At 72.5% G+C, this 14,457-nt stretch carries 16 protein-coding genes and 1 pseudogene; 4 read left to right on the forward strand and 13 right to left on the reverse strand.

The genetic code is table 11. From position 1 onward, the window contains the following. Nucleotides 1–15: 15 nt before the first annotated feature. On the reverse strand, nt 16–1,104 hold the full coding sequence (locus ACERZO_RS29335; protein ID WP_372668012.1) for a M24 family metallopeptidase: 1,089 nt from the start codon (nt 1,102–1,104) through the stop codon (nt 16–18). Between the two features lie 62 nt (nt 1,105–1,166). Here ACERZO_RS29335 and ACERZO_RS29340 point away from each other — a divergent pair. After that, nucleotides 1,167–1,616: pseudogene (locus tag ACERZO_RS29340) on the forward strand (B-4DMT family transporter); the annotation flags it as partial. A gap of 407 nt (nt 1,617–2,023) precedes the next feature. Here the strand turns inward: ACERZO_RS29340 and ACERZO_RS29345 are convergent. From ACERZO_RS29345 to ACERZO_RS29390, 10 genes are all read right to left on the reverse strand, one after another. Next, on the reverse strand, nt 2,024–3,505 hold the full coding sequence (locus ACERZO_RS29345; RefSeq protein WP_372668013.1) for a beta-xylosidase: 1,482 nt from the start codon (nt 3,503–3,505) through the stop codon (nt 2,024–2,026). Between the two features lie 539 nt (nt 3,506–4,044). Then, nucleotides 4,045–4,959: a GNAT family N-acetyltransferase gene (locus ACERZO_RS29350; RefSeq protein WP_372668014.1), complete on the reverse strand. Its 915-nt coding sequence runs from the start codon at nt 4,957–4,959 to the stop codon at nt 4,045–4,047. Beyond that, a complete protein-coding gene (aroQ, locus tag ACERZO_RS29355) occupies nt 4,956–5,387 on the reverse strand; it encodes a type II 3-dehydroquinate dehydratase (RefSeq protein WP_086671145.1) in 432 nt (143 codons plus the stop codon). The genes ACERZO_RS29350 and aroQ overlap by 4 nt, the downstream gene beginning before the upstream one ends. Continuing rightward, nucleotides 5,384–6,493, reverse strand: coding sequence for a 3-dehydroquinate synthase (gene aroB / locus ACERZO_RS29360; protein ID WP_372668015.1), 1,110 nt, complete (start codon nt 6,491–6,493; stop codon nt 5,384–5,386). Before aroB ends, aroQ begins: the two co-directional genes overlap by 4 nt. A gap of 8 nt (nt 6,494–6,501) precedes the next feature. Then, a complete protein-coding gene (locus tag ACERZO_RS29365; RefSeq protein WP_372668016.1) occupies nt 6,502–7,023 on the reverse strand; it encodes a shikimate kinase in 522 nt (173 codons plus the stop codon). Beyond that, complete coding sequence (gene aroC / locus ACERZO_RS29370; RefSeq protein WP_372668017.1) at nt 7,020–8,207, reverse strand: chorismate synthase; 1,188 nt, start codon at nt 8,205–8,207, stop codon at nt 7,020–7,022. Before aroC ends, ACERZO_RS29365 begins: the two co-directional genes overlap by 4 nt. A gap of 48 nt (nt 8,208–8,255) precedes the next feature. Further along, nucleotides 8,256–9,161, reverse strand: coding sequence for a prepilin peptidase (locus ACERZO_RS29375; RefSeq protein ID WP_372668018.1), 906 nt, complete (start codon nt 9,159–9,161; stop codon nt 8,256–8,258). Between the two features lie 194 nt (nt 9,162–9,355). Then, nucleotides 9,356–9,991, reverse strand: coding sequence for an anti-sigma factor family protein (locus ACERZO_RS29380; protein WP_372668019.1), 636 nt, complete (start codon nt 9,989–9,991; stop codon nt 9,356–9,358). Next, nucleotides 9,988–10,500, reverse strand: a complete 513-nt coding sequence (locus ACERZO_RS29385; RefSeq protein ID WP_086678273.1) for a sigma-70 family RNA polymerase sigma factor — start codon at nt 10,498–10,500, stop codon at nt 9,988–9,990. The genes ACERZO_RS29380 and ACERZO_RS29385 overlap by 4 nt, the downstream gene beginning before the upstream one ends. A 4-nt stretch (nt 10,501–10,504) precedes the next feature. Further along, on the reverse strand, nt 10,505–10,873 hold the full coding sequence (locus ACERZO_RS29390; protein ID WP_372668020.1) for a hypothetical protein: 369 nt from the start codon (nt 10,871–10,873) through the stop codon (nt 10,505–10,507). A gap of 105 nt (nt 10,874–10,978) precedes the next feature. Here ACERZO_RS29390 and ACERZO_RS29395 point away from each other — a divergent pair, with 105 nt between their 5' ends. Next, nucleotides 10,979–11,413: a QcrA and Rieske domain-containing protein gene (locus ACERZO_RS29395; protein ID WP_372668021.1), complete on the forward strand. Its 435-nt coding sequence runs from the start codon at nt 10,979–10,981 to the stop codon at nt 11,411–11,413. 72 nt (nt 11,414–11,485) lie between these two features. On the opposite strand, the gene ACERZO_RS29400 is transcribed toward ACERZO_RS29395, so the two are convergent. Then, on the reverse strand, nt 11,486–11,941 hold the full coding sequence (locus ACERZO_RS29400) for a PTS sugar transporter subunit IIA (RefSeq protein WP_364446486.1): 456 nt from the start codon (nt 11,939–11,941) through the stop codon (nt 11,486–11,488). Continuing rightward, nucleotides 11,938–12,177, reverse strand: a complete 240-nt coding sequence (locus ACERZO_RS29405) for a glucose PTS transporter subunit EIIB (protein WP_372668022.1) — start codon at nt 12,175–12,177, stop codon at nt 11,938–11,940. The genes ACERZO_RS29400 and ACERZO_RS29405 overlap by 4 nt, the downstream gene beginning before the upstream one ends. Nucleotides 12,178–12,419: 242 nt before the next feature. On the opposite strand from ACERZO_RS29405, the gene ACERZO_RS29410 reads away from it, so the two are divergent. Together ACERZO_RS29410 and ACERZO_RS29415 are read left to right on the forward strand one after the other, a co-directional pair. Then, the gene (locus ACERZO_RS29410; RefSeq protein ID WP_086678278.1) at nt 12,420–13,208 is read left to right on the forward strand and encodes a GntR family transcriptional regulator; all 789 of its coding nucleotides are present in this window, start codon (nt 12,420–12,422) and stop codon (nt 13,206–13,208) included. Beyond that, a complete protein-coding gene (locus ACERZO_RS29415; protein WP_372668023.1) occupies nt 13,205–14,440 on the forward strand; it encodes a PTS transporter subunit EIIC in 1,236 nt (411 codons plus the stop codon). The genes ACERZO_RS29410 and ACERZO_RS29415 overlap by 4 nt, the downstream gene beginning before the upstream one ends. Nucleotides 14,441–14,457 lie beyond the last annotated feature (17 nt).

Genomic DNA, 14,457 nt, shown 5'->3' on the forward strand with positions numbered 1-14,457 from the left:
GGTTCGCGGCCGCTGTCAGACGACCACGAGGTTCTTGGTGCTCAGGGTGAGGAGTTCGGGCTCCCCAGCCCGCACGACGAGCGTGTCCTCGATGCGCACGCCACCGCGCCCCGCGAGGTAGACGCCGGGCTCGACGGTGACCGCCATACCGGCGGACAGTGTACCGACGCCCGTGGCGGCGAAGCTGGGCGCCTCGTGGATCTGCAGGCCGACGCCGTGCCCGAGCCCGTGCGCGAAGTGCTCGCCGTGGCCCGCGTCCGCGATCACCTTCCGCGCCGCGGCGTCCACATCGGACACCTCGACGCCCGGCACGACGGCGTCGACCCCGGCCGCCTGGGCGGCGTGCACGAGGTCGTAGACCTCCCGCTGCCAGTCCGCGGGCTCACCGAGGACGAAGGTGCGGGTCATGTCGGAGTGGTAGCCGTCGACGGTCGCGCCGAAGTCCATCTTCACGAAGTCGCCGCGCTTGAGCTCGGCGTGCGTCGGCTGGTGGTGCGGGATGGCCGAGTGCGCGCCGGCGGCGATGATGGAGGCGAAACTGGGCGCGGACGAGCCGTGCTCCAGCATCCGGTTCTCCAGGTCACGGGCGATTTCCAGCTCGGTCCGCCCGGGCCGCAGCCCCCCGGCGGCGAGCAGGTCGTCGAGCGCCCGGTCGGCGGCGGCGCACGCCTGGCGCAGCGCGTCGACCTCGGCTTCGTCCTTGACCAGGCGCAGCCGTTCGACCAGGCCGGGGGTGCGTTCGAGCGGCACGTCCTTCTTGAGGGCTTCGTACTCCTCGACGCTGACGTGCTGGCTCTCGAAGCCGACGCGCCCGTAGGTCTTGGCGTCCTTCGCGGCCTTGGCGACGAGGGCGGCGGCGCTGGCCCGGTCGACGACCGTGTCGAGATCGGGCACCTCGGCGGCCGACTGGGTCGTGTAGCGGCCGTCGGTGCAGAAGAGCGTCTTGGCGTCACCCTCGGCGTGCAGCAGCACAGCGGCGTTCGACCCGGTGAACCCGGTGAGGTAGCGGATGTTGAGCAGATCGGTGACCAGCAGCGCGTCCAGGCCGGCTTCGGTCAGAAGCCCGCGCAGCGCCGCCCGGCGTCGTCCATGGGTTTCAGGCACGGTCCCAGCCTAGTGGGCGCTGGCCGGGCAACTCGCCGGTAACCTGGCCTACACTCCGCAGGATGAGCGCTTGGGTGATCCGCGGACTCGGCATGGCGCTGCTGCACGGCGTGGCGCTGACGCTGCTGGCCAAGTACGCCGTGTACCACCCGACGGACCAGACGCTGATGACCTCGGTGGCCTTGGCGGTGCTGGTGGGCGCGGCGGCGCTGTGGAGCGCTTCGGACGCCTGGCGGGGGTTGGCCGACCGCGGCCGCGCGTGGTTCATCGCGGCGCTCGTGGCGGGGGTCGTGTCGGGGATCCTGTACGTGATCGGCCGGGCGGTGTTCGTCGACCAGACCGGGGTTTCCGAGCTGGGCGGCGCGTTGACCGGCGGGGCGGCGTTTTCGGCGTTGCTGGTGCTGATCCCGGCGGGGCTCGGGTTGTTCGTCGGCGGGCGGATCGGGCGCACCAAGCCGGCGGCCGACGAGGATGGTCCGGCACCGGAGGCGCCATCGCCGCGGCCGCGCCGCCGCGCTCGGACCGCGGACGAGAAGGACTCCTCCACCCAGCCGCGCCGCCAGACCCGGACCGCGGACGAGAAAGACTCCCCCACCCAGCCGCGCCGCCAGGCCGCGGACGAGGAACCCCTTACCCGGCCACAGCCCGTGGTGACCGACGAGGAACCGCTCACCCGGCCGCAGCCCGTGGTGACCGACGAGGAACCGCTCACCCGGCCACAGCCCGTGGTGACCGACGAGGAGCCCGCACCCCGGCCGCACCCCCGCGTCCGGACTGCCGGCGAAGGTCTCGCGCCCCGGCCGTCTCCCCGGATCCGGCCTCGCAGCGAGAACCCCCGCGCCTAGCACTGCTCCCGGCGTTCGGCGTGGTGCCTCGCCGGCCGCCGGTCCCGCCGCTGGTCGAACCTGCTTCCCCCGCGTCAGCCGACCAGTGAGGGGCCTTGCGGGGAGCCGTCCCACTGGGCGTCCGTCAGCGGGCGGGCCGTCGAGCCGTTGCCGGCCACGATCCCGCCGTCCGGGATGCGCCACAGGCGGCGGTCGTCGAGGACCAGCGCCAGCCCTCGGCCCGGCGCTTGCACCGCCTCCGCGCCGGAGCGCAGCCGCGTCGCCACCGGGAGCGCCGCCACCTCGGGCGGCTCCTTCTCCAGCAGCTCCCCGGCCAGGGCCGCGGCGACCCCGCGCCGGTCGACCCGCACCTTCTGCCCGGCGCGGACCAGGTCCATCGTGCGGTCGGGCGAGGGCATCGTCACGCCGTCGAACGTCGCCGCTACCCGGCCCGGATTCGCGCAGGCCTGGCTGCCCAGCAGGTCGAGCCCGTAGTGCCGCAGGTCGGTCGGCGCACCGGCGGAGCCGATCGTGGTCGCGCGCACGACGTCGAGCGGCACCCGGTCGCACGGCGCGGCCGACGACAGCGGCGCGTGCCCGTCGGCGCGGCGCACCAGCCCCGGCCCTTCCTTCCACGGGCCCGGGATGACCACCGGCCGGTACGGGTTCTCGGTGAAGTCGGCGGTCCAGAAAGTCAGCGTGGTTCCGGTGTCGGTCTCGTGCGCGATGACGAACGCGTCCAGCGCGCCCACCCACATCAGGTCGGCGCTGAACCCTTCGACGACCGAACGCCCACGCGGCGCCGACGTCGTCGCGACCGGCACGAACCCGCCGACGTCGAGCGCCTGCACCCCCGAGCCGAACGCGGGATCGCGCGACCGCAGCACGAACTGCCCGGCCCCGTTCCACGCCGCGGCGCGGCCGGTGGTGTCGGTGAACATGAGGTAGAACCAGCCGTCGAGGTAGACGGCCGAGGGCTGGCCGGCGCCGTAGACGTTGTCGCGGTGCACGTCGTGCGACGGCCCGAGGATCGGTTTCCCGCCGGCGGCGCGGGTCCAGTGGACGCCGTCCTGGCTGGTGGCGAGCCCGACGGCGTTGCCGAGCGCGTGATCGCCCGCGGCCCCGGTGTAGTAGAGGTAGTAGGTCGTGCCGACGCGCAGGACGGACGGGTCGCAGGTGTGCATGCCGTCGAACTGCCCGGGCGCCCCGGAGAAGACGGCGGCCGGGATCCCGTCCCCGGGCCCCGCGAACGGCCCGTCGATCGACTGGGCCTGGGCGTAGAGGATGTCGTCCCCGGCGGGCCCGGCGCCGCCGTACTGGCTGCACCACCACATCCGGGTCTGCCCCCGATCGAGCATGACGGAGGGCCCGTAGTTGTAGACGGCGTCCGCCCCACCGGCGGCGATCACACCACCACTCTGCCGGGGGTCACCCGAACCGAGCTTGACATCGACGGGCCGCGGCTTTTCGTCGGTTTTCCCGCCGGCGATGGCGGGTTTCTCCCCCGCGGCTTGGGGCTGGGCGTAACCCTCGGTGCACCCCGCAACGAGCAGCCCGGCCAGAACACTGGCGAGCAAGGCACGACGAGACGGGCGCACGACACCGGAGTGTAGCGAGAGCTGAATCGATCGGGTGACGGCACGCCTGGTCGACGGTCCCTCGGTCGGGCTCAAGATCGCGGGCGGGGTAAGGGTTTTCGGGGTATGGGCCGGTCAAGCAAGGTGACGACGCGGCCGGGCGCGGGCTTCGCCGCGCTCCGCGGCCGGGGCGCGGGCTTCGCTGCGCAACGCGGCCGGGTGCGAGAAGTGCGGCTTGGGGAGTTGGCCCTCGCCGAGCGGAGCTGCCACCCGGTGCGCGGGCTTCGCCGCGCTCCGCGGCCGGATGCGGGGGCTTTCGGTGTCTTGAATGACTCATTCAGGTCTTCGGAGGTCCTGAATGAGTCATTCAAGACAGTTGCCGGGAGTTCGCTGCGATCCGGCGCCGCGTCCGCGCCGCACTGCACCGCGCCACAGGGGACCGGCACCGGCACCCGGACCGGCAACGGCAACGGCAACGGCAACGGCAACGGATCACGGCATCCTCGGACTTCGCCGCGTTCAGGGCCGCGGGTCGAAGCTCAACTTCCTGCCGGTGGGCCCTCGAGCGCGACCAGCTCGACCTCGAAGCCGGCCTCGTTCTCGAGATACGCCGCGTAATGCGCTTCCCCACCTGCGTACGGGTAGCGGTCGGCGAACATCGGACGCCAGCCGTTGTCCTCTGCTCGCTCGGTCAACGCGTCCACCTCGGCGCGAGTCGCCACGTGGAGCGCCAAGTGGTTCAACCCCGGCCGCGTGCGCTCGTGGGCTCGAGCGCTCATCGCCGGGGACGCTTCGACCACCAAGTACGTGCCGCCGCGGCGCCAGCTGACTCCCGCCGGCCAACGCTGGAACTCTCGCCAGCCCAACTCGCCCAGCAGCCAACCCCAGCTTTGCTCCGCCTCCGCCAAGTCCGGCACCCACAGCTCGATGTGGTGCGGCCGCCCGGCCACCGGCGCCGGCGCGACCAGCACCCGGTGCAGGTCGCCGTAGTGGATGCCGCTGCCCACGTCGAGGAAACCCAAGCGCGCGGCCACCTTTCGGCTTGCCGCGTTGTCCTCGTGCACCAATGCCCAGACCGCCGGGAGCCCGAGCGCGTCGAGGCCGTGGTCCAGGACCGCCTGCGCCGCCTCGGTCGCCAGGCCCTGGCCCGCGTGCGCGCTCGCGATGTAGTAGCCCAGCTCGGCCACTCCGCCCGGCAGTTCCGACGACGGGCGCAGGTGCGCGACGCCGATCACCTCGCCGGCGTGCTCGACCACCCAGTGGCCCTGCCCGGCCGGACCTCGGTAGGACAGGCGGCGGTCGACCATCGCGCTCGCCGCGGCCGGGTCGGAAAAGTCCGCCGCGAAGAACCGGCTCATCTCCGGGTCGGAGAACACCTTCACCACGGCTTCGCGGTCGGCCTCGACCAGCCGGCGCAGCGTCAGGCGCGCCGTCGTCAGCGTCGGGAACGTCATCCCGGGTGCGCGGCGAGCCACCGCAGGGCGAGCGGGTAGCCGTCGACGCCGAGGCCCGCGATCACCGCGGTCGCGATGTCCGACAGCACGCTGTGGTGCCGGAACGCCTCCCGCTTGTGCACGTTCGAGATGTGCAGCTCGATCAGCGGCGCGGACAGCTGCGCCGCGGCGTCGCGCACCGCGATCGAGTAGTGCGTCCACGCTCCCGCGTTCAGCACCACCGGGTTGCCGCCGTCGGCCGCTTCGTGCAGCCAGCCGACCAGTTCGCCCTCGTGGTCGGTCTGCCGGACCTCGACCTCGATGCCCAGCTCCTCCCCCGTCTTGACGCACAGCGCCGCGAGGTCGTCGTGGGTGGTCGAGCCGTAGACCGACGGCTCGCGCTTGCCGAGCCGGCCGAGGTTGGGGCCGTTGAACACGAACGCCTTCACAGCAGCACGCTCCCGCCGGCCTTCGGGGAGTCGGCAGCGATCGCCGAGTACGCGGCGGCGAGCAGCGCCGGGTCCGGGCCCTCGAGCCGGCCGGGCTTGCCCAGCGCGTCGAGCACGACGAACCGCAGCACCCCCGAGCGGGTTTTCTTGTCGCCCTTCATGGTTTCCAGCAGCTGCGGCAACGCGTCGGCGTCGTACGTCGTCGGCAGGCCGAGCAGCTTGAGCACCGACGCGTGGCGCTCGGCCGTCGCGTCGTCGAGGCGCCCGGCCAGGCGCGCCAGCTCGGCGGCGAACACCAGCCCGACGCTCACCGCGGCGCCGTGGCGCCACCGGTACCGCTCGCGGCGCTCGATGGCGTGGCCGAGCGTGTGCCCGTAGTTCAGGATCTCCCGCAGGTCCGACTCGCGCAGGTCGGCGGCGACGACGTCGGCCTTGACCTGGATCGAGCGGCGGACCAGCTCGCCCAGCACTTCGCCGGCCGGGTCGAGCGCGGCGGCCGGGTCGGCCTCGATCAGCTCGAGGATCCGCGGGTCGGCGATGAAGCCCGTCTTCACGACCTCGGCCATCCCGGCGACGAGCTCGTTCGGCGGGAGCGTCTCCAGCGTCGCGAGGTCGACGAACACCGCGCTCGGCTCGTGGAACACGCCGACGAGGTTCTTGCCCGCCTCGGTGTTGATGCCGGTCTTGCCGCCGACCGCGGCGTCGACCATGCCGAGCAGCGTCGTCGGCACGTTGATCAGCCGGACCCCGCGCATCCACGTGCCCGCGACGAACCCGGCGAGGTCGGTGACGGCACCGCCGCCGAGCCCGACGACCACCCCGCGCCGGTCCAGCCCGATCCGGCCGAGCACCTCCCAGCAGAAGCTGGCGACCGTCAGCGCCTTGCCGTCCTCGGCGTCGGGGATTTCGACGCGGTGCGCGTCGAGCCCGGCCGCGATCAGCTCCTCGCGGATGGCCTCGGCCGTGGTGGTCAGCGTCGGCGGGTGGATCAGCGCGATCTTCGAGGCGTCGGCCAGCCGCGCGGTGAGGTCGCCGAGCAGGCCGCGGCCGACCACGACGTCGTAGGGATGGGCAGTGGCGACCGGGATGCGCACCGGATCGGACACGGGGAAGATCACTCCTTGGCTTCGGCGGGGGCGAGCCGCGCGGCGAGGTCCGCGACGATCTCGGCGGGCGTCCGGTCGTCGGTGACGACCTCGACGGTGGCGACCTCACGGTAGACGGGCACCCGCTCGTCGAGCAGTTTCTTGAACGTGGCGCGGGGGTTCACCCCGGCCAGCAGGGGCCGCGCACTCGACAACCCGGTGCGCTGCACGCCGGCCGCGAGGCCGACGTTGAGGAACACGACGGTGTGCTCGGCCAGCCGCGCGCGGGTGCCAGGGGTGAGCGGCGCGCCGCCGCCGAGGGAGAGCACGCCCTCGTGCTCCGCCAGCGCCGTCGCGACGGCTTCTTCTTCCAGCGCGCGGAAAGCGGGTTCGCCGTCTTCCGCGAAGATGTCGGCGATGCTGCGCCCGGCGCGCGCGACGATGTCGTCGTCGCTGTCGCGGAATTCGACGCCGAGCGCCCGGGCGAGCAGCGGGCCGACGGTGCTCTTGCCCGAGCCGGGCGGGCCGACGACCACCGCGCGAGGGCTCACCAGCGCTCCTCGAGGGCCTTCAGGTACGCCTCGGCGTTGCGCTTGCTCTCCGCGAGGGAGTCGCCGCCGAACTTCTCGAGCGCGGCGTCGGCGAGGACGAGCGCCACGACCGACTCGAGCACGACGCCGGCGCGCGGCACGGCGCAGACGTCCGACCGCTGGTGGATGGCGACGGCCGGCTCGCCGGTCTTTACGTCCACTGTGGACAGTGCTTTGGGGACGGTCGAGATCGGTTTCATCGCGACGCGCACCCGCAGCGGCTCGCCGTTGGTGATGCCGCCTTCGAGGCCGCCCGCGCGGTTGGACCGGCGGGTGACGCCGACCGGTCCGGTGCCGCGGTCGATCTCGTCGTGGGCCTGGCTGCCCCAGCGACGGGCGGTGGTGAAGCCGTCGCCGACCTCGACGCCCTTCATCGCCTGGACACCCATCAGCGCGCCGGCGAGGCGGGCGTCGAGCCGGCGGTCCCAGTGGACGTGCGAGCCGAGGCCCGGCGGGAGGCCGTAGGCGAGGACCTCGATGACGCCGCCGACGGTGTCGCCCGCCTTCCGCACGGCGTCGACCTCGGCGACCATGGCGTCGGTGCCTTCCTGGCTGAAGGCGCGCACCGGGCTTTCGTCGATGGCGGCGAGGTCGCCCGGCTGCGGGAGGGGCCCCTCGGGGGCGTCCGCGCCGCCGATCGAGACGACGTGGCTGAGGATCTCGACGCCGAGCAGCTGCTTCAGGAAGTTCCGCGCGACGGTGCCGAGCGCGGTCCGCGAAGCCGTCTCGCGGGCGCTGGCGCGCTCGAGGACGGGGCGGGCCTCTTCGAAGCCGTACTTCTGCATGCCGGGCAGGTCGGCGTGGCCGGGGCGCGGGCGGGTGAGCGGTTCGTTGCGGGCGAGGCCTTCGAGGATCTGCGGGTCGACCGGGTCGGCCGCCATGACCTGCTCCCACTTGGGCCACTCGGCGTTCTCGATCTGGATCGCGACCGGGCCGCCCTGGGTGAGGCCGTGGCGGACGCCGCCGAGGAAGTCGATGTGGTCGGTCTCGAAGCCCATCCGCGGGCTGCGCCCGAAGCCGAGGCGGCGCCGGGCGAGCTGCTCGGTGACGTCGGCGGTGGTGACGCCGACGCCGGCGGGCATGCCTTCGAGCACGGCGGCCAGCGCGGGTCCGTGCGATTCACCTGCGGTGATCCAGCGCAACATGGGCTCAATCCTGTCACGGGGGCCGGGCGGGCCCGAAGAGTGTTCCGGTCATGGCGCACCCGGGAAGAGGGCGCACAGCCAGGTGGCGGCGAGGAGGGCGGGACCGTGCGGCACGCGGGGGCCGCTGAAGGGAGCAGTGGGGGGTGGGGTGGGCGCTGGTCGGGAGGTTGGCGTGGGGTTCCGGGCTGGGGCGGGTGGCGGTGGTGTGGCCTGGTGGCTGGCAGGTTCCGGCGGCGTGGGGTCGGCTGGGTGTGGGTTGGGCGCTGGTCGCGGACCGGTTGCCGGCGGTGCCGGACCGGCTGGGTGCAGGTCGACGGAGAGCCTCGCTGAGTGCGGGGTGGGCGCTGGTCGCGGGTCGGCTGCGGCCGGGTGAAGTGCGGTCGCGCGGAGTGCTCGGGCGGTTGCCCGTCGTTGGTGCGCGCTCGTCGCGGTTGCGAGGGCCAAGCTGAACAACGCCGCCAGGACCGCCGCCAACGCGAGGGTGGGCCAGCCCGCCGCGCCCAGGACCATGCCCAGGCTGCCGGACAGCTTCACGTCGCCCGCGCCCAGACTGCCCGGCGCCAGGCGGGCCACCAGCGCATGTGCGCCGCCGAACAGCAGCGCGCCAAAGACCGCACGCGCCGCCAGCGACGGGCCGCCACCGCCCAGCGCCGCCGCTCCGATCGCGGCACCGAACAGCGGGTAGGCGGGCAACGTGAGCACATCGGGGAGGCGCAGGTGGCGTAGATCGGCGAGGACGAGCGGGACGGCGACGACCGCGAGGACAACCGGAACCGGCAGCCACCACGTCGGCCAAGCCCCGGACGCCCAGCGGACGGTGGCCGCCGCGGTTGCGAGCGTGGTCAGGACGGCCGCCGGCCTGCGCGGGATCGGGGCCCGGGCCCGGTCGAGCGCGCTGGCGGTGACGGGTGCGGTGGCCGCCGCGGCGGCCATGAGCAAGATCGGCAAAGGCATGAACCCAGGCTGCCGCGAACCGGCTGACCAGGGCAAATGCCGAGCGTCGCGAACGGACCGTTCGCGACGCTCCTGCCCTGAATTCACTCCTGTGGGCGACAACCGCAACGCACGGCACACGTGTGCCGGAACCGGCGACCAAAAAGCAAGAGGCTCGTCCGGGACCCCCTGCGTCCCGGACGAGCCCCACCCCGTCACAACGTCAACCGCAGCAACGGGCGCCCACTCCCCCCGCGCACCTCCAACGCCGCCAGGTCCGCCCTCTTCAACGCCGTCCCGATCACGATCCGGGCCGTGTTGTCCGGGACCGCCTTCCACGTCGCCAGCTGGGTCTCCGCCCCGGAATGCGAAATCGCCACCAGGACGTACTCGCCGCTGCTGCGGTCGCCCGTGTAGCTGCACGACATGTCGACCTGCGTGCCCCACTCGAACGCGTCCAGCCGGGCGTCCGCGCGGACCGGGAACTGGCCCAGCGCCGTCATCGCGATCCCCGGGGACGGGGGAGGCGCCGACGCCACCACCGCCAGTGCCACGCACGCCGAGACCGCCAGCGCCGCCGACACCGACGTCACCGCCCAGCGGATCCGGCGGCCTCGGCGGACGCGCCGGAGCACCGTCGGCAGCAGGTCCGGCGGGGGTGCCGACAACTCGGGCGCGACCGCCGGGGCGTCCACCCTCGCCAGCAACCCCGGCAGCCCCGCCAGGTCGCGCACCGAGGCCGCGCAGCGGTCGCACGTCCGCAAGTGCGCCTCGAAGCGCTGGCGGTCCTCGGGGGACAGCGCCCCGAGGACGTACGCCGCGTCGAACGTCGCGAACGGGTCCTCGCTCACTGGGTCACCCCCCTCTCCTCGAGCACCAGGCGCAGGGCGCGCAACGCGTAGTGCGTGCGCGACTTGACCGTCCCTTCGGCCACTCCCAGCCGCTGTGCCGCGTCCGCCACTGAATAGCCCTGGAAGTAACACAGGAGCAGCACCTCGCGGTGCCGTTCCGACAGCTCCGCGAGCGCCTCGGCCACCAGCCAGCCCTGGACCGCGCGGTCGGTGCCGTCCGCGACCGCCCGTTCCGGCGGCTGGTCGGTCACCACCTCCGAGCGGGCCGACGCCGAGCGCCAGCCGTCGATCGCGATGCGCCGCGCGACCGTGAACAGCCACGCCCGCGCCGAGCCCGTCGACTGGTCCAGCACCGTCGTCGACCGCCACGCGCGCAGCAGCGTCTCCTGGACGACGTCCTCGGCCCGGATCCGGTCCCCGGACGTCAGGTGGAGCGCGTACGACCACAGCGCGGCCGCGTGCTCCTCGTGGAGCGCGCGCATCAGCGCGTCTTCGGCGACTTCCCCCACGAACTCAGGCCGAGATCCGGCGCCGGTCCTTCACGAACAGCAGCGCGAGGCCGCCGACGATGCAGACCGCCTCCGTGATCACGCCCCAGTACTCCGGCTGGCTGTTGAACTGGTCGTGGTTCCCGGCGAACCCGACCGTCGCGGCCAGCACGTACGCGCCGAGCGTCAGGACACCGAACCCGACCGCGCCCAGCGCCGGCAGCCAGTGCCGCCAGGCCAGCACCGCGATCGCGATGACCAGGCCGCCGATCGCGTCGAGCAGGAACAACGGCCCGACGATCCCCGGGTAGTCCTCGGTCCACAAGAAGTAGTGCACGCCCGCCGAGCCCAGCAACGCGGCCGCCACGACGATGCGCAGAACCCAACCCACCATGATCGTTCCTCCACTCCACACCCACTCGGGTACATACACGGAACAGGGGCCGATCGGGTTCACCGCGGATTGAACCGATGCGGTGCCGATCTCGTTCATAAGGGCATGACTGCCGAACTGCACTCCCGCCGCACCGTCCTGACCACGGGTGCCGCCGTCGCCGGTGCCGCCGTCGGCGCCGTCGCGCTCACCGCCTGCTCGTCGGACGACGCCAAGTCCGGCACCGCGCAGGCGCCGATCGCCGCCGGGACGCCGCTGGTCGCGCTCGCCGACGTCCCGGTCGGGCAGGCGAAGGCCGCCAAGGCCCCGGACGGCTCCGACGTGATCGTGGCCCGGACGTCCGAATCCGCCTGCGCCGCCTTCAGCGCCATCTGCACGCACCAGGGCTGCACGGTCACGCCGAAGGGTGCCGACCTCGTCTGCCCGTGCCACGGCTCGGTGTTCAACGCCCTCACCGGGGAGGTCAAGCAGGGTCCGGCGAACAAGCCGCTGCCGAGCGTGCCGGTCAAGGTCGAGAACGGGAAGGTCGTCGCCGGCTGACGGGCCGGCAACGCCGGAGAGCCCTTGTGGACGGACACCGTCCACAAGGGCTCTCCGTGTGACAGGAAGAACTCAGGCGTCCCAGCCGAAGAGCTTCTCGCCGGCCGCGACGTCGCGCTCGGCGTCCAAACCGGACAGAACGTCCGCCGAGGCGTCCAGCGCGACGACCGGGACGATCGCCGAATAACCCGCCGCGGTCACCGCTTCCGGGTCCCAGCTGACGATCGGCTGGCCGGCCCGCACCTGCTCGCCCTTGACGACGTGCAGCGTGAAGCCCTCGCCCTTCTCCTTGACCGTGTCGATCCCGAGGTGGACCAGCACGGCCTTGCCGTCTTCGGTCGCCACGACGTAGGCGTGCGGGTGCAGCGTCGCGACCGTGCCGTCGACCGGCGCGACCGCGTCCGACCGCCCGCCCGAGGGCTGCACCGCGATGCCCGGGCCCACCATGGCCTGCGCGAACACCGGGTCCGGGACCTCCGTGATCGGCACCACGCGCCCGGCGACCGGGCTGAGGATCTCCAGGCTCACAGCAGGTCCTCGATGTCGCTGGCGATCGTGTCCGCCTCCGGCCCGACGATCACCTGCAGCGCCGTCGACCCCATCTTCACGACCCCCATCGCGCCGGCCTTCTTCAGCGCCGCTTCGTCGACGAGGCTCATGTCCTCGACCTCGCAGCGCAGCCGCGTGATGCAGCCCTCGATCTCGGTGAGGTTCTCCGTGCCGCCGAGTGCGGCGAGGATCTTTTCGGGCCTGTCATCCGCCATCGCGGTCTCCTTGATCACTGTTTGTTCCCAACCTGACGCGAACCGCGTGTCCACCTGTACTACGCCGTTCGTCGGCATGCACCCCGCCGCGGGCCACGAACGGATAACGGTGGTTGACACCCGTCCGCACGGCGGAGCATCCTGCCCCATCAGATCATTGGTCTAGACCGGAACGTACCAATGTTCCGGGCCGGACGCGAGCACCGGTCCCCCGGTGCCGGAGAACGAGGAGGGTGACGCCGATGAGCGCGGCCGCGCACGTCCCGCCACCCGACCGGGTCGTCAACGGGCCCACGCCCAAGCACGCCCAGCTGCGCGAGATCCTCCGCCGCACGGTGGAACGGGAGCTCCCGCCCGGCGCGCCGATCCCGTCGGAACGCGAGCTCGCCCAGCGCTACGGCGTGTCGCGGCTCACGGTCAGATCGGCGATCGGCAAGCTGGTCGAGGAGGGCCTGCTCGCCCGGGTGCGCGGCAAGGGCACCTTCACCGCCGCCCGGCGGATGGAGCTGCAGCTGTACCTGATGTCGTTCACCGACGACATGCGGCGGCGGGGGCTGACCCCGACGACCGAGGTGGTCTCCGCGGCCACCGAGGTCCCGCCCACCGCGTCGGCGCACGCCCTCGGCCTCACCGAGGGCGCCCCCGCGCACCACCTGGTGCGGTTGCGCCACGCCGACGGTGTACCCCTGGCCGTCGAACGGGGCTGGTACCACGCGGGCCGGGCTCCCGGCCTGCTCGAGCTCGACCTGACCCAGTCCATCTACGCGCAGCTGGCCGAGACGTACGACGTGCGTCCCGACCAGGCGTGGCAGACGGTCTGGGCCGAAGGAGCGGACCGCGAGACGGCCCGGTTGCTCGGCATGCGCGCCGGCAGCCCCCTGCTCGTGTTCCGCCGGGTCTCCAGCGCAGGCGGGGACCCGATCGAAGACATCACGTCCTGGTACCGGGGAGATCACTACCAGGTGACCATGCAGTTGGACCGGAACACCCCGGAACCCGGTCAACCACCCCACTATGGAGGATCCAGATGAGCTCCACCACCGCGGAGGGGGCGAAGAAGAGCGGCAGCGGTCTCGCCGGTCTTCAGCGCTTCGGCCGTAGCCTCATGCTCCCCATCGCCGTGCTCCCGGCGGCGGGCATCCTGCTGCGGTTCGGGCAGGACGACATGCTCGGCAAGGACGGCCTCGGCTGGAACAAGGTCGCTTCGGTGCTGGGCGCCGCGGGCGGCACGCTGTTCAACTGGCTGCCGCTGCTGTTCGCGGTCGGCATCGCCGTCGGCTTCGCCAAGAAGGGTGACGGCTCGACCGCCGTCGCGGCGGTCGTCGGCTTCTTCGTCTTCAGCGCCGTCGTGCAGGTGTTCGCCCCGCTGAGCGACCTTCCCGGCTACAAGGCGGGCGCGACCGAGCTGGCGCCGATCAAGTGGCCGTACTCGGTGCTCGCCGGTGTCGTGGTCGGCATCGTGGCCGCGTTGCTGTGGCAGAAGTACCATCGCATCAAGCTGCCCGCCTACCTGGCGTTCTTCGGCGGCCGCCGGTTCGTCCCGATCATCACCGCGGGCGTCATGGTGCTCCTCGGCGTGATCTTCGGCCTCGTCTTCCACTGGGTCGACCAGGGCATCCAGGCCGCCGGTGACGCGGTCACCGCGTCCCCGATCGTCGGTGGCGGCATCTACGGCGCGCTGAACCGCCTGCTCATCCCGGTCGGTCTGCACCAGTTGCTGAACGTCCCGGTGTGGTTCATCTTCGACGGCGGCGACATCAACAACTTCGTCGCGGGCAAGATGTCGGCGGGTTCCTTCACCACGGGCTTCTTCCCGATCTTCATGTTCGCGCTGCCCGCGGCCGCGCTGGCGATCTGGCAGACGGCCCGCCCGGCGCAGAAGAAGGTCGTCGGCGGTGTGATGATCGCCGGCGCGCTGACCTCCTTCCTCACCGGTGTGACCGAGCCGATCGAGTTCTCGTTCATGTTCGTCGCGTGGCCGCTGTACCTGTTCCACGCGATCATGACCGGCACCTCGCTGGCGATCTGCAACGCGCTGGGCATCCACCAGAGCTTCAACTTCTCGGCCGGCGCGATCGACTACCTGCTCAACTTCGGCGCCCCGGCGGCGCAGAAGCCGTGGCTGCTGATCCCGATCGGTCTCGTCTACGCCGTGATCTACTACGTGGTGTTCCGCTTCGCGATCACCAAGTTCAACCTGCGCACGCCGGGCCGCGAGGACGACTCGATCGAGTCGGACCTCGAGCGCACCGCCGCCGCGTAACATCCGTACCGACGTAA

The sequence above is a fragment of the Amycolatopsis kentuckyensis genome (assembly GCF_041679295.1).
Classification (GTDB): Bacteria; Actinomycetota; Actinomycetes; order Mycobacteriales; family Pseudonocardiaceae; genus Amycolatopsis; species Amycolatopsis kentuckyensis_A.